15 protein-coding genes are annotated in these 20,247 nt (G+C 35.6%); 1 reads left to right on the top strand and 14 read right to left on the bottom strand.

Annotated features, from left to right (window positions below; translation table 11 throughout):
- Window positions 1-172 precede the first annotated feature (172 nt).
- The 9 genes from ACEN4N_RS00415 to ACEN4N_RS00375 form a co-directional block, all read right to left on the bottom strand.
- Window positions 173-1,351, bottom strand: coding sequence for an IS256 family transposase (locus ACEN4N_RS00415; RefSeq protein WP_407093482.1), 1,179 nt, complete (start codon window positions 1,349-1,351; stop codon window positions 173-175).
- 78 nt (window positions 1,352-1,429) lie between these two features.
- Window positions 1,430-2,710, bottom strand: a complete 1,281-nt coding sequence (locus ACEN4N_RS00410; protein WP_407093481.1) for a bifunctional folylpolyglutamate synthase/dihydrofolate synthase — start codon at window positions 2,708-2,710, stop codon at window positions 1,430-1,432.
- Window positions 2,711-2,817: 107 nt separating this feature from the next.
- A complete protein-coding gene (locus ACEN4N_RS00405; RefSeq protein WP_407089583.1) occupies window positions 2,818-5,451 on the bottom strand; it encodes a valine--tRNA ligase in 2,634 nt (877 codons plus the stop codon).
- 373 nt (window positions 5,452-5,824) lie between these two features.
- Window positions 5,825-6,562 carry an NAD-dependent protein deacylase gene (locus tag ACEN4N_RS00400; RefSeq protein WP_407089615.1) on the bottom strand — a complete coding sequence of 246 codons (738 nt, stop codon included), beginning with the start codon at window positions 6,560-6,562 and terminating at the stop codon, window positions 5,825-5,827.
- A gap of 90 nt (window positions 6,563-6,652) precedes the next feature.
- Window positions 6,653-8,575, bottom strand: a complete 1,923-nt coding sequence (locus ACEN4N_RS00395) for a fructose-1,6-bisphosphatase (RefSeq protein ID WP_407089582.1) — start codon at window positions 8,573-8,575, stop codon at window positions 6,653-6,655.
- Between the two features lie 197 nt (window positions 8,576-8,772).
- Complete coding sequence (locus ACEN4N_RS00390) at window positions 8,773-9,267, bottom strand: redoxin family protein (protein WP_338489372.1); 495 nt, start codon at window positions 9,265-9,267, stop codon at window positions 8,773-8,775.
- An 80-nt stretch (window positions 9,268-9,347) separates the two neighbouring features.
- Window positions 9,348-10,565 (bottom strand): tRNA uracil 4-sulfurtransferase ThiI, encoded by a 1,218-nt coding sequence (thiI, locus tag ACEN4N_RS00385; RefSeq protein ID WP_407089581.1) that lies wholly within the window; start codon window positions 10,563-10,565, stop codon window positions 9,348-9,350.
- A 12-nt stretch (window positions 10,566-10,577) separates the two neighbouring features.
- A complete protein-coding gene (locus ACEN4N_RS00380) occupies window positions 10,578-11,720 on the bottom strand; it encodes a cysteine desulfurase family protein (RefSeq protein ID WP_407089580.1) in 1,143 nt (380 codons plus the stop codon).
- A 168-nt stretch (window positions 11,721-11,888) separates the two neighbouring features.
- Entirely contained in the window at window positions 11,889-13,613 is a 1,725-nt protein-coding gene (locus ACEN4N_RS00375; protein WP_138403621.1) for a septation ring formation regulator EzrA, read from the bottom strand.
- A 435-nt stretch (window positions 13,614-14,048) separates the two neighbouring features.
- On the opposite strand from ACEN4N_RS00375, the gene ACEN4N_RS00370 reads away from it, so the two are divergent.
- Window positions 14,049-15,059, top strand: a complete 1,011-nt coding sequence (locus ACEN4N_RS00370; protein WP_407089579.1) for a BMP family protein — start codon at window positions 14,049-14,051, stop codon at window positions 15,057-15,059.
- 220 nt (window positions 15,060-15,279) lie between these two features.
- Here ACEN4N_RS00370 and rpsD read toward each other — a convergent pair whose 3' ends face one another.
- From rpsD to ACEN4N_RS00345, 5 genes are all read right to left on the bottom strand, one after another.
- A complete protein-coding gene (gene rpsD, locus ACEN4N_RS00365) occupies window positions 15,280-15,888 on the bottom strand; it encodes a 30S ribosomal protein S4 (protein WP_197104534.1) in 609 nt (202 codons plus the stop codon).
- A gap of 216 nt (window positions 15,889-16,104) precedes the next feature.
- Window positions 16,105-16,770: an amino acid ABC transporter ATP-binding protein gene (locus ACEN4N_RS00360; protein WP_407089578.1), complete on the bottom strand. Its 666-nt coding sequence runs from the start codon at window positions 16,768-16,770 to the stop codon at window positions 16,105-16,107.
- An 11-nt stretch (window positions 16,771-16,781) separates the two neighbouring features.
- On the bottom strand, window positions 16,782-18,206 hold the full coding sequence (locus ACEN4N_RS00355; RefSeq protein WP_407089577.1) for an ABC transporter permease subunit: 1,425 nt from the start codon (window positions 18,204-18,206) through the stop codon (window positions 16,782-16,784).
- 335 nt (window positions 18,207-18,541) lie between these two features.
- A complete protein-coding gene (locus tag ACEN4N_RS00350; RefSeq protein ID WP_407089575.1) occupies window positions 18,542-19,171 on the bottom strand; it encodes an amino acid ABC transporter permease in 630 nt (209 codons plus the stop codon).
- A gap of 36 nt (window positions 19,172-19,207) precedes the next feature.
- Window positions 19,208-20,005, bottom strand: a complete 798-nt coding sequence (locus ACEN4N_RS00345; RefSeq protein WP_407089574.1) for an amino acid ABC transporter substrate-binding protein — start codon at window positions 20,003-20,005, stop codon at window positions 19,208-19,210.
- Window positions 20,006-20,247 lie beyond the last annotated feature (242 nt).

The following is a 20,247-nucleotide window of genomic DNA, read 5'->3' as shown; positions in this document are numbered from 1 at the left end:
ATCTTGTGTAAATGATATAATGTAGTTACATCATTTCATTTTCTAAGGTTTTATCAAAATCTTTCAAACTCACTCATTAAGTAAATTAGCAATTAAGAAAAATGAGCTAACCAAAATAATAGTAACCATACCAAATAAGGGAGTTTTTTGAAGTCGGTTTAAGCTTATATAATTATAGATTTCTATCTTTTAAGAATTTATATTTTTTACTTTGCCATTCTTCATGTAAATCCATTACCACGGCGCCAATAAGGCGTTCAGCGGACGGAATATTCGGATAAATGCCAATGACTTTATCTCTACGCCTAATTTCTCGATTAATCCGTTCAACTGAATTGGTCGTACGTAGGGAAATGTGGTAAGCCTCTGGCTCACCCATATATTGAATAGCATCTTCGAACCCTGAATCTAGGGTTTGAAGAGCTTTTTCATATTTAGGCTTATTAATAACATGTTCTTCAAATGTTACTTTTAATTCTCGAGCGTTTTGTTTGGTGGGCGCTCTTAAAATATCTTTAATCATTTGTCGTTCTACTTCACTATTTTTCTTAGGCATAGTATCTGTAATATTTTTGGTGAAGTGGAACGTACAACGTTGCCAAGCAGCACCTACAAATACTTTACGTATAGCTGCCTTTAACCCAGCGTGAGCATCAGAAATAATGAGTTTTGGTCTTCTTAGTCCACGATTGGTCATATTGCGAAAGAAGTTGGTCCAAGCCTCTTCTGATTCTTCGTCAGACACTTTAAAACCGATAATTTCGCGTTTATTATCGTCAGTCACACCTTGAGCTAAATAAATAGCTTTCGAGACTACACGATTATTTTCACGTACTTTAATATACATAGCATCAGTATAAACATAACGGAACTTAGAATGAGTGAGTGAACGTGATTTAAATTCGTCAATTACCGGATCTAATTCTGTTAGTACATCTGAAACAAAGGACTTGGACACATCTTCTCCACATAATTTTTCAACGATATTTGATACTTTTCTCGTAGAAACACCATTAACTACCATTTCAACCATAGCAAGTACAAAGGCTTTATCCATTCGTTGATATTTTTCAAAGATATCTGTACTGAACTCTCCCGTTCGGGTCCTTGGGACCTTCAGCTTCACCGTGCCAACATTGAGCGTATAATCACGTTCGTAGTATCCATTGCGTTGATCTTTTCTCTTATGGGTTCTTTCATAAGGGGTAGCATTAATATAATGATCTCTTTCAATTTCCATATACGCATTTAAAACCGCCACAGCCATAGACTTCATCATTGCGTTCATATCGCTCTCGAAGATTGCCTCTGTTAATTCTTCTAAATCTAAGGTAATATTTACTTGGGCCATAAATGTCATCCTTTCAATGTTTGTGTAGCAACTACATTGTATCAGAAGGCATTTATGGCTTCTTTATCTTTTACACAATTATATGGGCTTTATCATTCTATCCTTAGTTTCATCAGCTTTTTCGACAAATTCTAAAAGAAAACCTTGCCAGTCCTCAACCATTGTAAATGAAGTATTGAGCAATTCATCTGCTAACTCTTCAAAATCATCAATCGACATCGCTTTTCGATGATCAAATTGAGTTAAATAAAGTTTTTCAGCTTCAAAGGCTTGTAATATTGGCAATTGTTCATCTTGATTTTTCGTCGATAAGCCTGCGTACAAAATTGTTATTTCTTTATCATAGAAGTATTCATCGACCATAGTTTTTAGTGCAGTTAAACCATGCGCATTATGAGCACCGTCGATATATATAATTGGGGTATCCGAAATTTTCTCCATTCGGGCCATCCATTTTGTATGTTTTAACGCATAGGCAGCATCTTCAAAATTAATGTGTTGGTCAAGATGTGACATCCAAGCAATAAATGCTTTTAAAGCAATTGTGGCATTATCTATTTGATAACGTCCTAGCATCGTAATATGCCAATTTCGAACTTGTTTTTGACTGTCAACGATTTGCCAAAAGTCAAATGAAGACCCATTTTCCTTTAAGTTTTGGATAGAGTCAAAACCATAATCGACACCAAATTTCACATGCGAGCCATTCTTTAATTTTGCACGTTCACTTACAACATTTAAGGGAGAGGCTTGGATGGGGCCAGTGACTACAATCGATTTCTCTTTAATAATTCCTGACTTTTCAGAAGCGACTGCTTCAACAGTATCTCCCAATAAATCTTCATGATCTAAACCAATAGTTGTAAGAATCGCTAAATCAGCTTTAAATACATTGGTACAATCATTTTCCCCACCAATACCTACTTCAATTAAACAAACATCAGGTTGTTTTTCCTGGAAGTACAGAGCCATCATGACAGTATAAAGTTCAAAGAAAATTAGACGTCCATATTCTGTTGTTTCCATATATTCATTAACTTCAACCATTTGTTCGATAATTCGAATTAAATTATCATCACTAATATTTTCGCCATTGTAACTGATTCTTTCGTTAAAGCGCATAATATGTGGTGATGTAAAAGTTCCAACAGCTAATCCTTGGCTTAGTAACAATTCTTTAAGAAAAGTAGTTGTTGATCCTTTACCATTCGTTCCAGTTATATGAATAACTGGAAGTCCTAGGTGTGGATTATTAACATAGTTCATTGCTGTTTCAATTTTCTTAAGACCAATTCTTTGTTTAGGATTTGTTTGTGCATCTAGCCAAGCAGTTGCTTGTTCGACACTAGTAAATTTCATTTTATAATCAAGACTCCCCGTTAATATAATTCGAATATTAACTCCCCTGAAAATAATACTTCTTGTTCATTGCCCAATTGTTTCTTTTAGGGAATACTCGTTGTTTTTTATAGTGCTTTTAATTGTGCAATTCTTTCGGTAACTGCAGTTAATTGTTTGTTATAGTCTGCTTCTTTAGCGCGTTCTTCATTGACAACGGCTTCAGGAGCTTTTTTAACAAAGTTTTCGTTACCTAATTTTTTAACTAAACGTTCAACTTCTTTTCCTAGTTTAGCTTTTTCTTGTTCAAGACGTTTAATTTCGTCTTCAATTTTAATTAAGCCCTCTAATGGCATTAAGACTTGTGCGAACGGTAAAGTTTGTGTTACAACTTCACTCGGTGTTTCAACTTCGCTACCAATTTCTAAATGCTCTGGGTTACAGAATCGTTGAATGTAAGCAATGTTTTCTTCTAATACGTTACGATCTGATTCGTCTGTTACTTTTATATATAAATCGACCGCTTTTGAAAGTGGGGTATTCATTTCATTACGAATTTGACGAACCGAACGAATAATATCAATTAATTTCGTCATTGCTTCTTCACTATCTTTGTCAATGAACTTATCTTGTACAGTTGGATAGTTTGATACAACAATTGACTCTTCTGCGGGAGCAATTTGTTGCCAAATTTCTTCAGTCACGAATGGCATAATTGGATGTAATAGACGTAAGAATTGGTCTAGTACATAGACTAAAATACTTTTCGTTGTTGTGTTATCTGTACTATCATCTTGTAAGTTTTCTTTTGTCATTTCGATATACCAATCGCAGTAATCATCCCAAATAAAGTGGTATAACACACGACCCGCTTCACCAAACTCAAACTTATCGAATAAGCGAGTAACATTCTCTGTTACAGATTGTAGGCGTGATAAAATCCAACGATCCGCTAAGGACATATCGTCACCAATTTGAACTTCTTCAAGCGTCATATCATCCACATTCATTAATACATAACGGCTTGCGTTCCATATCTTATTAATAAAGTTCCATGCTGATGCTAATTTTTCTGGAATATAACGAACATCTTGCCCTGGTGCTGAGCCGTTCGCTAAGAACCAACGTAAAGCATCCACACCATACTCTTCAATCACATCCATTGGATCAATTCCGTTCCCTAATGATTTACTCATCTTACGACCTTCAGGATCACGAATTAACCCATGCATTAAAACATTCTTAAATGGTCTTTCTCCAGTAAATTCTAATGATTGGAAAATCATACGACTTACCCAGAAGAAGATAATATCATAGCCCGTTACTAGCGTATTAGTTGGGAAGTAACGATTAAGATCGTCAGTTTCTTCGGGCCAACCCATCGTTGAAAATGGCCATAATGCAGATGAGAACCAAGTATCTAATACGTCTTCATCACGCTCCCAGTTTTCGATATCCGATGGTGCTTCTTCACCAACATATACTTCATTTGTTTCTTTATGATACCAAGCTGGAATTTGGTGTCCCCACCATAATTGACGTGAGATAACCCAGTCATGAACATTCTCCATCCAAGTAATAAATGTATCATTGAATCTTGGTGGGAAGAATTCTACCGCATCATTAGTCTTTTGATTATCGATCGCTTGCTTAGCTAAAGGTTCCATTCTTACGAACCATTGAGTTGAAAGATATGGTTCTACAACAGCCCCACTTCTTTCAGAGTGACCCACAGAGTGTAAGTGCTCTTCAACTTTTATTAAGTAACCTTGTTCTTTTAAGTCTTTAACTACTTCTTTACGTGCTTGGAAACGGTCCATGCCTTCGTATTTTCCACCGTTCGCATTAATTGATCCATCTTTATGCATCACATTTAGACGTTCTAAGTCATGACGATTTCCTACTTCAAAGTCATTAGGGTCATGCGCTGGTGTAATCTTAACCACACCTGTTCCGAACTCACGTTCCACGTATTCATCGGCTACAACTGGTATTTCACGGTTCATTAGAGGTAATAGAACAGTCTTACCGATTAAGTGTTGGTAACGTTCATCTTCAGGATGAACTGCAATTGCAGTATCTCCTAACATCGTCTCAGGACGAGTGGTCGCAATTTCTACACGCTCATCTGAACCAACAACTGGATATTCAACATGGTAGAATGCTCCTTGAACATCTTTATGGATAACTTCAATATCAGATAAAGCTGTTTGTGCTACTGGATCCCAGTTAATGATGTATTCACCGCGATAAATTAAATCTTTCTCGTATAATTTAACAAATACTTTATTTACTGCTGTGTTTAAACCTTTATCTAGCGTGAAGCGTTCACGAGAGTAATCGACTGATACCCCCATTTTTCCCCATTGCTCGCGAATATGTGAAGCATATTCCTCTTTCCATTCCCACGTTTTTTCTAAGAATTTCTCACGTCCTAAGTCATGTCTTGAAATACCTTGTTCACGTAATCTGGCTTCAACTTTTGCTTGAGTGGCGATTCCAGCGTGGTCCATTCCTGGTAACCATAACGTATCATATCCTTGCATACGTTTTTGACGGATAATCATATCTTGTAATGTAACGTCCCAAGCATGTCCTAAATGGAGTTTACCTGTCACGTTTGGTGGTGGAATAACGATTGAATAAGGTTCTGCATTCGGATTCTCACTCGGTTTAAAAACACCCTTTTCTAGCCATTGTTCATATTTGCCCGCTTCAACTTCTTGCGGTTGGTACTTAGTTGATAATACTTTTTTACTCATTCTGTCAATCCTTTCTAAGTATAATTATTTTTAGTATGCATTTTTAAAGCGTATCACTTATTTTTCTCACAAAAAAAGTCCTATGTCTGGACATAGGACGACGTTATCGTGGTACCACCTAATTTAATGATTACTCATTCTCTTTGTTTGTATCGAAGTGTCATCTCCGTAAAGCACTCAAAAATATCTTCGCACTTTATTGCTTCAAGCTACCTTCATCAACATTAGGAACTTTCACCATTTGTCCCTTCTCTGTAGTGTGCTGTCAATTACTCTTCTCTTCTTAGCAATGTATTCAAATATAGACATAGTGTATCAAATCTGACTAGATTTCACAAGTAGCCGATGGCTCATTTTATACTGTTTATTAAACTTATCTTAAGTTAATTTGGTTAAACACATTTGATAAACTATCCTCGAAAGTTAAAGCCCCATATTGTCCTGCTTGAATGATTGTTTTATTAATAACCACTAAATATTCGCCACCAAAATAATTTACTAAACCAGCAGCAGGATATACGACTAAAGAAGTTCCTCCAATGATTAGCATGTCTGCTTCTTGAATCGCTTTAATCGCATGATTGAGAATATCTTGATCTAAACCTTCTTGGTACAAGACAATATTCGGTCGAACGATTCCTTGATCATCCGGGCATCTTGGAATGCCATCAGCATCTCTTTCTAACTCTGAAATTGTAAATTCTCGATGACAATTTAGGCAGTAATTTTCTCTCACCGTTCCATGAAGTTCATAGACTGTCGTACTTCCAGCATCTTGATGCAAGCCGTCAATGTTTTGTGTAATGACTGTGACGTCTTTATTTACCTTTTCTAGATCAGCAATAAATTGGTGCGTTGAATTTGGTTTTGCATCAGGATAAATTAATTTATCAAAATAAAAATCAAAGAATACTTTAGGATGTTGTAGAAAGAATGAATGTGAAATAATTTCTTCGGGTGAATATTGGTAACCTGCCTCTTGAACAAAGATTCCTTCGGCCGAACGAAAATCAGGAATCCCACTTTCAGTCGAAACTCCTGCCCCACCGAAGAAGACGATATGCTTTGAATCTTTTATTTGTTGTTGTAACTTTTCAATCTTATTCATAATAGCCTCCTTAATTTATTGTACATATTCATATTACAAAAAAACTCTTTATTTTTCATACAAATCACTTTGCTGAAAAATAAAGAGTAGATGTTAATAACGCTCGTAATTTTTAAAGAGTTCTTCTAAATCAGCAATCTCTTTTTGAAGTTTCTCGCCAACAGTTGTTTCTTTTACTCTTGTTCGATTTTCTACACGATCAACCAATCGTTTAACTGACACGATATCTTTCTTGTTCATCACCGCATCATCGATTGAATCAAATGGCTGGTGAGCTACTAACTGCATACCCCAACTGTTTGATAATAAAGTGTAACCAGCAATACCAGTTTGTGAATGATAAGGTTTTGAGAAACCTCCATCAATAACAATTAGGCGACCATTCCCTTTAATTGGGCTTTCACCGTCTTTAGCTTTGACTGGTGTGTGACCATTGATAATATGTGCTGTCTTATCTAGCCCGAATTCATGTAATATGTCTAAACAATTAATCTCATTATTTCTTAATTGGTAATATGGATTCTTAGGTTCTTTATGCGTTTCTTTATCTTCGATGTAATAACGTTCAAACGTCTTCATCGCACCTTTTCCGAATAATGACGACGAATCCCCGCACCATAAATACCACATAATATCTGTTGAAAAGTCATCTGAAACTTCTCTGTTCATGAAAGCTTTGTATACATGCAACTCAAAGAAATCGAGTAATTCTTTCCCAGCATACGACTTATTATCAATCCGTAATGATTTAAAATCGCCATTTTCATGCATAGGAATTCCACCATGAATAAGTAGGTTATTATTGTAAACTAAATACATTCCTCCATTATCTAATAAGAAGTTAATATGCCGTCTAAGTTTTTCACTACCTATAAATGAATCTTTTAGCTTTTCAAGTAAGATTTCTTCCTCTTCTGTTAATTCATTAGGATTATCCCAATTCACAGTGGGTGCATGAAAATTATTTAATGCATACTCTTTTCCGTCAATTGTAATAGTCTCTTTTTCTGGATTAATGACACTCAACATGTCACGATTTTCCATCATAAAATCAGGTCGTCTAGTATAAAGTTGACCCTCTAGTTTCAATTGAAGAATACTTGTTGCTTGTTGGATAATATTTAAAATTCGATATTCTAATTCAGAAACTTCGTTGATATCGCTCAGTCTAGGTTTGAATTTATCAATAGGCTCATAGTATTTATCTGCATACTCAATTAATGGTCTGATATTAATTCCATATGATTCTTCAATGACATCTAAATTATTATAACGCGCTGAGATTCGAATCACATTCATAATTGACACAAGGGACCCTGCCATCGCTGCCATCCAAATAATATCATGGTTCCCCCATTGGATATCGATACTTGGTACGGCCATTAAACGATCAATAATCTTATCTGGCGCTGGACCTCTATCAAATATATCCCCAACAACGTGTAGGTGATCAACAACTAAATGTTGAATGGCGATACATAGAGAACGAATTAGAGGCTTCGCTTGTCCTAATTCTATGATTTTATCAATAATTGTATCAAAATAATCTTCTTTATTTAAACTTGGGTTAGATTCTGATAATAATTCATCAATAATATAACGGTATTGTGAGTCTAACGTTTTTCTCACTTTTGAACGAGTATATTTTGTACTTGAGAATAAAGTTACCTCAATTAATAAATGAATTTGCTTACGATACCATTTTTTAATCTCTTCACTATTTAATCGATTTTCTTCCAATATTATCTTGCCTGTTGGATAATAGATTAATACGCTTAAATCATCAATATCGATATTATCACGGTCTTTAAAGCAGTTCGTTACCTTTTCCTTAATACTCCCTGAACCGTTACGCATAACGTGGTTAAAAGCAACATACTCACCATGCAAGTCACTCACAAAGTGCTCAGTCCCTTTAGGTAATTGCATAATTGCTTCTAAATTAATAATTTCTGTTAAGACACTTTCCTTAGTCGGAAATTTTTCCTTTAAAAGTGCATAATATTTATTACTCATTCCTCATCACCCCTTTAATATATAATAGTACATTTTGTACAAAATGGCTTTAGTTTTCTTATAATATTATTTTATTCCTTTTTAAAATTTGTCTAATCTCCATATTCCAAGTCAAAACATAACTCATAGCAAAATAAACCACCCAAAAAAATTCTTGGGCGGTTTATGAATCAATATATTTTGAGATTTAACTAATCTTATAGTTTATCTGCAGCTTCTAAAGCTGAGTCATAATCAGGTTCGTCAGCAACCTCGTCGACGATTTGTTTGTATTGGATGACTCCATCTTTATCTACAACAAATACAGAACGCGTTGTACGAACGTCTCCACCTAATTCAATATCTAAACCATATGCTTTACCGAATTCTCCGTCAGCATCTGTATAAGTATCAACATTTAGATTGTTTTCTTTGTTCCACTCATTGAATTCGTCTACAGTATTACGACCAAGTGTAATGTATTTATAACCTTTATCTGCAGTCTTTTCAGCAAAGTTCTTAGTTTGTAATTCACATGTACGAGTTAATACATCAGGTACAACACTTAGAATTGTTACATTGCCTTTAATTACATCTTCTAATTCTACTTTGTCACCTTTGTTGTTAGTAACAGTTGCGTTAGGTGCTTTGTCCCCTACTGAAGGTTGAGTACCTTTTACTTCGATTGGATCGCCTTTAAATGTTACTTGCATGATATAACTCCCTTTCATATTTTAATACTATTGTCATTATATCGCTTGCAAGTGAATACTTCAAAGATTCTGATTATTGCTTACAGTAAATCAGCAAAATCTGCTTCTTGGTTTTTTATATAGTCTTCATCAATCTTCTCAATATGAGTATTTTCAACGGCATCTTTCACTAAGCCTTCGATATCTAGTGCACTTTCATAGTCTTCGATTTTTTCTTGTTTTGGTTTTGTATGAGGTGCCGTTGGTGCAAATACTGTACAGCAATCTTCATAAGGTTCATTAGAAATATCAAAGGTATCAATTTTCTCGGCTAAATTAATAATTTCATTTTTATCTGTCGCAATTAATGGTCTAAAGATGGGTGTTGAAGTTACTTCGTTGATTACACGCATACTCTTGATAGTTTGAGAAGCAACTTGTCCTAGAGACTCTCCATTGACAATAGCATCAGCATTATTTCGTTCAATAAGCTGATCCATGATTCGCAACATAAAGCGTCTCATCACGGTCATCGATTCACTGTCTGGTACATGTGCTTTAATTTCTTCTTGGATTTTAGCGAACGGAACGTTATGAAACTTAATTGGCATTCCAAAGTGTGCTAATTTAGCTGTTAATTTTTTCGCTTTTTCTAGAGCTTGGGGACTTGTATATGGTGGGCTACTAAAGTGAACGGCTTCAATCTCCATTCCTCGACGCATCATTAAGTAACCTGCGATAGGTGAGTCAAAACCACCTGATAACATTAACATCCCACGCCCACTTGATCCATAAGGCATCCCTTGGAGTCCTTGGTATGATAATAAACTTAAGTATGCTTCATCTTTCAGATGAATACTGACTGTCAGTTTATATGTCGGTCTTGTCATCTTAACAGCTAGGTTTTGATAAACTTCCCCAATAACATCTCCAACTTCACGTTGAATTTCGTAAGTATCTAGTTCAAATTCCTTATCAGAACGTTTAGCAACGACTTTAAAAGATTCACCGTCTTGAATATTTAACTCACTGAATAATTCTAATGCTCTTTTTTTAATAGCATCCATGTCTTTTGCTACAGGATAAACTGGTTCAAAACGTGAAATACCTGGGATATCTTTTAATACTTCAATGAGCTCTTCATATCTTGCTTCTTCCCATTTGATAAACATAAAATCACGATTAGGGAAAATTTTAATGCGCTCAATATGTTTAGTCTTATGTCTAATTTGTTCCGCCATCTTCTGTTGGAACATTTTACGGTTTTTACCTTTTGTTGATAACTCTCCGTAATGAATTTTAATTTGCTTTTCTTCCATTATAACCCCCCTTTAGGCGTAATTTTTAAACTGTTCAGTTACTTGTTCTAAGGTCTTAAGTAAATAATCTACGTCTTCATCTGTAGTTGAATGAGCCATACTTAGCCTGATCGCTGATTTACTGATCTCGTCGGGTATTTCCATGGCTTTTAATGTCGCATGCTCTTGGTGCGAGCGACTAGCACAGGCACTTGTTGTCGAAACAAAGATATCGTGTGCTTCTAAAGCATGTAATAGCACTTCTCCGGGAACGGGTGCTAAAGCTGCACAAACAATATGTTCACTACTTGTTGTCTCAGCAAATACTTGCCAATCAAGATTTTTTAAAGTTTCAATGATTCTACCGCGGTAAGTTGCTAATCTTTCTTTTGTATCCGCTTGGATTTCATTCATTTTTCTTAGCGCTCGACTTGTCGCAACGATTCCCGCTAAATTCTCAGTACTACTGCGTCGACCAGTCTCTTGCCCACCACCATGAAGTAAAGGCATATTAGGAACGCGTTGACGTTGGGCTAGTATACCTACTCCGCGTACTGAATGGAATTTATGACTTGATAAAGTAATCATATCAATGCGTGGCTCACGCAGCAATGCGATTTGCGAAGTGATGGTCTGAACGCCGTCCATATGCCAAATCACTTGTGGGTATTTTTGTAAAAAAGTGGCCATTTCTTTAACAGGTTGGATTGCTCCAACTTCATTGTTTACTCCCATGACTGACACTAGTAGAACTTCATTATCTAATAAAGTTTCAAAGTGGGCCAAGTCAATCTGTCCGTTGGCATCAACTTTTATTAGTTCCACTTGGTAGCCTAATGATTCTAACAGTGGGATTTGTTTCATTGTAGCTGGATGCTCAATCGAAGAGATTAATACTTTATTTCTATTGGGATGAATTTGTTTAATTGCTTTTAAGATCGGTTGCATGACCCAGTTATTCACTTCAGTCCCACTTGAAGCAAAGTAAATCTCATTGCTTTCAAAGCCTAATATCGCAGCAATTTGTTTGCGTGCGGATGTCATTAATGCTTTAGCTTCTTCTCCAAGTTTATGTGCACTTGAGGGATTTCCAAAGTAATTTAATGACACTTTCTGATATATATTCAGAATCTCAGGTGTCGGCTTTGTTGTTGCACTATTATCGAAATAATACATGGCATTTCTCCTTCTACAATTTTTCTTATCTATAAAAATATTCTAAAAACAGCACCAAACATTATAACATAGCTTAGATTAGATGTCAGTGTATATATAATATTTACTAAACTTAAAAAATAACCTTTGAATCGACTAAAAGTCAAAATTCAAAGGTTATTGTATTGTTTAGAATACGCGATTTTGTTTTTCTTGTTGATACATACGTCTAACTTGAGTCGGACCTTCACGGTCAACACGGTATAAAGCTTTTTCAATAACATTTAAAGCTTCGTCGTAGCGGAATTCATCATAGAATAAGTATTCTGCTTCATGAATGGCTTGATCCATCTCAGGATAGTCAAAACGGAATCGGTTACTATGTTGAATCATATATTCAGTTAGTGTTGCACTATCGACAGTAGACTCAGTTAATTCATCTAATTTATTTAAGTTTTCAGCTAATTGTTTCTCTAAGCCTTCAATTTCAACCATATCAATGCGAACACGATTTAGTTGTTTAGATAAATATTCAATCTCGTCTGTCACTTTGTAGAATATCTCATAGTAATTAGAACTTAAACCTGGTAAATGTTGCTTCTCTAAGCGTCGCTTCATGTTACGTAAATCAAGTTCATATGAATCTAAGTTTGTTTTCGCTTCACGCTCGCGTGCATTAAGTTGTCCTAAATCTTTAACGATTTTTTGTTGCTTGCTATCGTATTCATTTAAATTCTTTTCAATACGACTTAATTGTTCTGCAACTTGAGTAAAGACTGCACCATCGGATTCAATCGTTCCGGCAGTGTCAGTAAATCGTCCATACTCTGCGTTAATTTGTTCAGTTAGTTCACCGATTTGATCAACTTCGTTCTCGTGTAAGATATAACTTTGCGCGATGCGGTCTACTTCAATCCCTGCATAACGATTATTTTCTCTTACTTCTTCGAAACGCGTGCGCAATTGATTAATATGTGTATTCACATAATTCTTCGCTTCAATTTCAGCTTCCATAAAGTCATATAATGAATTAATTTCACGGTCTGCTTTATCCATTAATGTTTGCGCGTCAACTAAGTCGGCATTTTTAATGTGATTTTTCGCTTCGTTCAGTTTTTCTTGAATTTCTTCTGCTTTCTCAGGAACGTCCACGCCTTCGAAGTTAAAGTGACTTTCAAGCATTTTTTGGTGTCCATCAAGAATATCTTCTAAAGCATCTTCGTAATCTTTCTTAATCTTGTTATACATTGAAGGTAGTTTCTCAAGAATGTCTTCTAAGCTACCTAAGTCTGCTTCTATTGTATCTAACATATCATCCGCTTCAATATGATCGCCCGCTGTTGTTAATTCATTGTAACGAGTAAAGTTTAACTCTAAATATTGTAAGTTTTTCTCTAACGTTTCAATGGCTGGTCCATAGTCAAATGAATGATTCATGATACTTTTACGAGCAGTGTTGTATCGTTCAAGTAGCGCTTCATTACGTTCATGATTATCTTCACTAATCTTTAGTAAAGCCGTTAACTCATCATGTAAATCGTGTACTTGGACTTCTGTTTCATCAAGTAAGTCACGTGCTTCGTCTAAAGCTGTCTTAGCCTTCATTAAGTTCATTTGTTCGCTGTATTGCTCAGCACCAACTAACATCGCTTCAATTTCAGTAAATTGGAAGTTTGTTAGAGTTTGCCAAGTTGCTACAAGGCTTTCGTATTTACGTTTCGTTTGGCCCGCTAAGTCCATATTCTTTAACGTAAACAACTGATCAGCAATTGAAATGCTCATCATCTCGTCTTTACGATTCTCTAGTTCTCGAATCTCTTTCGCACGCTGCGTTCTTAGATAAAAAATAACCCCCGATGCAACAAGAAAGAGGATAACGATGATAAATAAAATATCAGTAAAGGTTAAATTCATTGTCTCGCTCCTCATCAATCAGTATATATATGTGTTTTAAATTTACTACATAAATTGTCAATCTAGATTATAGCATTTACAAGTCATTAATTAAAGTATTTATCTAGATAAATAAAGGCATTAGCGTTAATGACATCGTTTATGTTCTCGATGTTCCATCTTTTTATCTAAATCAACCTTATTTCTGTACTAATATAGACAAGATATTTACTTGTCATCATACTACTTGTATATATAAATCATTCCAAACCTGTCAAATTGTTCTATAGTACACCCATACACTTACTATAATAACAGAAATGATTATAAATTATCACTATATATGTAAATAATTCAATAAATTACTGAAATTCGATTTATTATATTAAAAATACTAATTCTATTATAGAAACATGCTATACTATATTTATTATATTTGAAAGGTTGGGTAAATAAATGAAATCTTTATTACTTTTCTCAAGTTTACTTATGCTCTCCACTGTAAGTGTTCAAGCCCAGGATGATTTTAGTATCGGGATGGTCACGGACGTTGGAGGTATTGATGATAAATCCTTCAACCAAGGTGCCTGGGAAGGCATGCAACGTTGGGGTGAAGAACACAGCAAAGAACAAGGTTTGAATGGCTTTTCTTATTTCCAATCAGATACTGAAGCTGATTACATTACAAACCTAAATCTAGCTGCTCAAAACAATATCGATATTATCTTTGCCATTGGCTACAAATTACAGCCAGCTGTTCAGGAAACTGCAGAACAATATCCTGATCAATACTTCGGTATGGTCGATTCAGTCGTTGACTTACCAAACGTTGCTTCTTTAAACTTCGCCGATGAAGAAGCTGCTTTTCTTGCTGGTGTAGCTGCAGCGACTACGACTCAAACGAATAAAGTTGGATTCGTTGGCGGTGTTGAGGGCGTTGTTATTGATAAGTTTGAAGCCGGCTTCGTTGCGGGTGTTCAAGCCGTCGACGATTCTATTGATATCGAAATTCAATATGCAGGAAGTTTTACCGATCCATCAATTGGTCGTACAATTGCTGCGACGATGTATTCGAATGATATTGACGTCATCTTCCATGCTTCAGGCCCTACTGGTAACGGTGTATTCTCAGAAGCTAAAGACTTAGTAAGTATTGAACCTGACCGAGATTTATGGGTCATCGGTGTTGATTTAGACCAAAGTGCTGAAGGTGAAGTAGATATTGATGGTGAAACTCGCAATATCAACTTAACTTCTACTTTAAAGAACACTGGGAATGCCATTCACTCTTTCAGTAATACTATGATGGAAGAAGGCTTTGAACCTGGCATCCAATGGTTTAACCTTGCTAACGATGGTGTAGGTATCGCAGAAGGAAGATTAACCGATGAAGCATCAGAAGTCATCGAAGATTACAAACAACAAATTATAGACGGAGACATTGAAGTTCCAGATGCTCCAGAATAATATATACTAATAATTTAAATATCAGGATCACTTTTGTGGTCCTGATATTTTTTGTCTTTTTTAATATTCGATTGTCTTTTTTAAGAATCCATTCATTTTAAGCAATAAGTAAGCCTATTATTATACCCTATGACAGAAAATAACGAGTGCCGTTTAGAATAAGCTCTAAACTGACACCCGTTATATAAATTACTCTGTGTTATTAAATCTTTACTAAAGATTAGCCTAATTTGTTGTAGTACTCAACAACTAATGACTCATCAATTTCAGCATTTAATTCGCTACGTTCTGGTAAACGAGTTAAAGTACCTTCTTTAGAGTTTTCGTCATATGAGATGAAGTCTAAACGAGAAACAACGTTTTCTAAGTTGTTTTTGATTAATGCTAATTCTTGAGATTTTTCACGTAAACCAATCACTTGGTCTGGTGATACTAAGTATGATGGAATATCAACACGTTTACCATCTACAGTAACGTGACCGTGGTTAACTAATTGACGTGCTTGACGACGTGTATTAGCAAATCCTAAACGGTATACTAAGTTATCTAAACGAGTTTCTAATAACACCATGAAGTTCTCACCGTGTTTTCCTTCCATTTTACCTGCACGTAGGTATAATGTTGCGAATTGACGTTCGTTTAATCCGTACATGAAACGTAATTTTTGTTTCTCTTGTAATTGAGATCCGTACTCAGAGATTTTTCTACGAGAGTTGTTCCCGTGTTGTCCTGGTGCGTAGTTACGTTTTGCGATTTCTTTCCCTGTTTCAGTTAAAGAGATTCCTAAACGACGTGATAATTTCCATGATGGTCCTGTATATCTTGACATAATTTAATTCCTCCAATAAGTTTTTTTGGAGTAAAATAATTCTGTTTAAAACTCGAATGCGTGCATTCCGCTTTTCACTTTCACCATTAGCAGCCGCGGTTACTCGATGCCCTACTTATTTCATTAGGTTTTAGAATGTTGACGCGCTTTCTGTTTTAACGCTGCATTATTTTACACAAGAGCTAGTGTACCAAACAGGTGTATCAAAAGCAAGCATTATTTGATAAATTCTGTCGTTCGAATCACTCTTGCGTCTCCTAATAATTTTACTAATTCATTATCATGGGTAATAATCAAAATCATAATCCCTTGATTAGATAGTTGAGTAATTAATTCCGCAATTTTACCGACAGTTTTCTCATCTAAGGCAGAGGTTGGTTCATCGAAGCAAAGTAAGCTTGGATTCATCATCATCGCTCGCGCAATCGCAACACGTTGCTTTTGTCCACCTGATAACTGGCTCGGTTTAGAATCCCCTTTGTCTCCGACACCCATTTGTTCCAACAATGAAGCCGCTCTTTCTTCTAAAACTGCTTTGTCAGCAAATTTATTCGAAAGTGGGGCTAATAATAAATTCTCAGTCACACTTAAGTTTGGGAATAATTGATAATCTTGGAACACAAGTCCGATCTTGTATTGATAATCTTTAATGGATTGATTATCTTGATATTCTCCGTCTTTAACTAAGTAAGTATTATCAATCGAGATAGAACCTTTATCAACTTCTTCCAAGTGATTGATCATACGCAGTAATGTTGTCTTCCCGCTTCCCGACTCCCCTAGAATGACTGTAATTTCTCCTGGGGCAACTTCCATACTATAATTACTTATTACGACATTATTCCCGAACTGTTTACTAACGTCTTTTACGATTAAACTCATTTGTAATCCTCCTAATAGTCAATTCTCTTCTCAATTTGATTTAATACAATTGTGACAATTCCTGTTAAAGCTAAGTAAATCACACCGACATATAAATACGGCATCATACTTGCGTACTGATTTGATAATGAACGCCCTACTTTTAGTAATTCGTCTAAACCAAGAATATAAATAAGTGATGTGTCTTTTACTAAACTGATGACTTCATTACCTACGGAAGGCATTACCACTTTCCAAAGTTGCGGAAGAATCACTCGACGATATCCCGTTAGTTTATTAATGGATAATACTTTTAATGATTCGTACTGACCTTGAGGAATGGCATTTAAGCCTCCTCGGAAAATCTCCACTAGATAAGCAGCATAGTTAATAATCATGGTCGCTAAGGCTGCGGGCACACGGTCTAGTGTAATACCTAAAAACGGTAAGCCGAAATATACAACCATTAATTGAAGGAGTAATGGTGACCCTCTAAAGACGTAAACATATACTTGGATGATTGCTTTTATCCAAGCTGGTGCTCGTTGTTCTAATAAGGCGATAATCAAACCAAGTGGAATACTTACAATTAAAACAACAAAAAATACGAGTAAAGTTGTCTTGGCTGCATCCAATAAAGGTGCAAGCATATTGGCTTCTTCAGCAGACTCATCACCACCTAATTCAGCGAACCAACGATTTTCTATTTCTTCATAAGCTTCACTATTTAATACATCATTTAAAGCGACATTAAAGTCTTCAACAAAAGCTGTTTCATTTTGTCTGAAACCTACGGCAGTTTCAGTAATACCAAAATCTTCATCTAACATGCGATACTCACCTGTTTGACCATTTTGTGAGAAATAATATCTTGTTACTAATTCTGCAACAACAATCGCATCCACCCGTCCTGTTGCTAATTCTTGAAGGACTTCATTGAAAGATGAAAAAGTAATCACTCGACCGCCATCTAAAGATTCCTCTAAGCCTGGTTGCTGTCTAATTGCTTCTAATTGAGAGGAACCTTCTTGAGTCGCAACCTTTTTTCCTTCTAAATCTCCGATCGTTTGAATATCACTTTCATTCTTAACTAATACACCGACACGACCTTCGACATAATTATCAGAAAAAAGTACTAATTCTTCTCTCTCAGGTGTTTTTGAATAACCGTTCCAGATCATATCAATATTTCCGTTATTCAATTCCGCTTCTTTCATTGACCAGTCAATGGATTGGAACTCATAATCAACTCCCATTGTGCCAAAGACTTCTTCAGCTAATTCAATGTCAAAGCCTGTATATTCACCATCATCTAAAAACCCATAGGGTGCGAAAGTTGAATCGAGTCCAACTGTAACCGTCTCACCTGGTTGGATTGTAATATCTGATTGAGCCGCTGCTTGGATGGGTACAAATACTAACATAATAAGTATTAATAAATTAAGCCATTTTTTCATTTTCAAACTCCTTTAAACAAATTAAAAAACGCCCTTCACTCTGTTTGGGAGCAAAGGACGTCGAGACGTGGTTCCACCTTCATTTATAATTACCTCACGGTAATTAACTTGATCACTTATACTACATGAGCAAAAGTGAGACGATAACGCGTCAAACGTTTTATGTTTTGTGATAGGGTGTGTGTGAGTATGGCTTCATGATTTGCTTTCCAGCTACCGCAAACTCTCTTTCATGAAGGAATCCATCTTTAAAACCTATCCATAAATAAATCATTATTAAGAATATGGTAAAAGAAACCAACGTTAAAGTCAAAGATTTTAATTTTTTTTTAATTTTAAACTTCGATACGTCTTTCGATAAATCTCAGCGCCAATGTTGTCACACCTGTAAATAATAAATAGATAATGGCTACATAAACAAAGGGCATTAAACTGGCTTGTTGGTTCGACATTGTCCGACCTACTTTTAATAATTCTTCTAAACCTAGAATATGGATTAATGATGTATCTTTAATTAGACTAATGACTTCATTCCCCACGGATGGCATGACAATCTTCCATAGTTGTGGAAGTATGACGTTTTTCAACCCATTGAAACGATTGATTGAAAGAACTTGTAAGGCTTCATACTGCCCTTTTGGAATGGCATTTAAACCGCCTCTAAAAATCTCAACAAAATAAGCCGCATAATTCAAGACTAGAGTAATGAGGGCGGCTTCAAACCGCCCTAACACTATGCCAATAAATGGAAGACCAAAGAACATAAACATCATTTGAAGCAATAAAGGCGTTCCGCGAAAAAGATAAACGTACCCATTCACTATTAGCCCTAATGTTTTCGAAAATCTCTGCGCTAATAAGGCAATAATTAACCCTAGGGGAATACTTAATATTAGCGTGAATATGAAAAATTGAAAGGTTGTAACGAAACCATTATATAGGGGTTGTAACATTGATAAGTTCATTTCTTTTCGCTCCTTATAGCTTACTCATTAGTTATATTATTCGCTATCTACATCACTAAACCATTGTGATTTAATTTCTGTAAATGTGTCATCTTCAATAATTTCTGCTAACACAGCATTAAACTCTTCAACAAACGCTTCATCTGTCTTACGAAAACCGACTGCGTAATCTTCTTCACCAAAGTTCTCTTCTAAAATTCGATATTGATCTGCTGTCCCATTTTGCTCTAGGAAGTAAGTTGCTAATAATTCATCAACAACAATACCTTCTACCCGGCCATTATCTAAGTCACTAAATACTTCTACAAACGTTGGATATGTGACTGGTTGAGCGCCATCTAGTGCTTCGGCAAAGTCAGCTTCATTCATAATCGCTTCTAGTGAAGCAGATTGCTCTTGAGTTGCGATTAATCTACCTGCAAAATCTTCTTTGGATTGAATATCACTATCCGCTTTAACAACAATCACTTGACGGTTTTGAATATATGGCTCTGAGAATAGGACAACTTCTTCACGTTGTGGTGTCACTGAATAACCGTTCCAGATCATATCAATGTTTCCAGTATTTAACTCTGTTTCTTTCATACTCCAGTCAATAGGCTGGAAAGAATATTCAACATCCAGCCGACCTAGAATTTCATTGGCTAAATCAATATCAAAACCAACATTTTCTCCTGCTTCATTCTTGAAACCAAAAGGGGCAAAAGTGTCATCGAAACCAATGACTACCCCTTCATCTTTATTTATTTCTTGTGCAAAACTTGGCTTTGAAACGGATAATAATAACAATAGAGCGACAAATACCATACTAATTTTTGATACAAATTTTTTCATTTTCTTATCTCCTTTTTATAAATCAAAGCAACAAAAGACGTCCTTTAATCCAATTGGATTAAAGGACGTCTACGACGTGGTCCCACCTTTTTTTATAATTATTTCGCAATAATTATCTCAGCAAGTAATAGAATTACTTTGACGATAAAGGGTCAACCTTGATTATTATACAAAGGGTGTGTCTTCATAGGGGGCTATGCTTTGCTTCTCAGCTACCGCAAATTCTCTTTCATAGCCTTGCC

The sequence above is a fragment of the Ruoffia sp. FAM 20857 genome (assembly GCF_045528645.1).
Taxonomy (GTDB): domain Bacteria; phylum Bacillota; class Bacilli; order Lactobacillales; family Aerococcaceae; genus Ruoffia; species Ruoffia halotolerans.
This window is presented reverse-complemented; position numbering and strand designations above follow the sequence as displayed.

Excerpts from the sequence above, each read along its gene's own strand:
- ACEN4N_RS00415 (WP_407093482.1), bottom strand. The coding sequence starts at position 1,351 with ATGGCCCAAGTAAATATTACCTTAGATTTAGAAGAATTAACAGAGGCA.
- ACEN4N_RS00410 (WP_407093481.1), bottom strand. The coding sequence starts at position 2,710 with ATGAAATTTACTAGTGTCGAACAAGCAACTGCTTGGCTAGATGCACAA.
- ACEN4N_RS00405 (WP_407089583.1), bottom strand. The coding sequence starts at position 5,451 with ATGAGTAAAAAAGTATTATCAACTAAGTACCAACCGCAAGAAGTTGAA.
- ACEN4N_RS00395 (WP_407089582.1), bottom strand. The coding sequence starts at position 8,575 with ATGAGTAATAAATATTATGCACTTTTAAAGGAAAAATTTCCGACTAAG.
- ACEN4N_RS00390 (WP_338489372.1), bottom strand. The coding sequence starts at position 9,267 with ATGCAAGTAACATTTAAAGGCGATCCAATCGAAGTAAAAGGTACTCAA.
- thiI (WP_407089581.1), bottom strand. The coding sequence starts at position 10,565 with ATGGAAGAAAAGCAAATTAAAATTCATTACGGAGAGTTATCAACAAAA.
- ACEN4N_RS00380 (WP_407089580.1), bottom strand. The coding sequence starts at position 11,720 with ATGTATTATTTCGATAATAGTGCAACAACAAAGCCGACACCTGAGATT.
- ACEN4N_RS00375 (WP_138403621.1), bottom strand. The coding sequence starts at position 13,613 with ATGAATTTAACCTTTACTGATATTTTATTTATCATCGTTATCCTCTTT.
- ACEN4N_RS00370 (WP_407089579.1), top strand. The coding sequence starts at position 14,049 with ATGAAATCTTTATTACTTTTCTCAAGTTTACTTATGCTCTCCACTGTA.
- rpsD (WP_197104534.1), bottom strand. The coding sequence starts at position 15,888 with ATGTCAAGATATACAGGACCATCATGGAAATTATCACGTCGTTTAGGA.
- ACEN4N_RS00360 (WP_407089578.1), bottom strand. The coding sequence starts at position 16,770 with ATGAGTTTAATCGTAAAAGACGTTAGTAAACAGTTCGGGAATAATGTC.
- ACEN4N_RS00355 (WP_407089577.1), bottom strand. The coding sequence starts at position 18,206 with ATGAAAAAATGGCTTAATTTATTAATACTTATTATGTTAGTATTTGTA.
- ACEN4N_RS00350 (WP_407089575.1), bottom strand. The coding sequence starts at position 19,171 with ATGAACTTATCAATGTTACAACCCCTATATAATGGTTTCGTTACAACC.
- ACEN4N_RS00345 (WP_407089574.1), bottom strand. The coding sequence starts at position 20,005 with ATGAAAAAATTTGTATCAAAAATTAGTATGGTATTTGTCGCTCTATTG.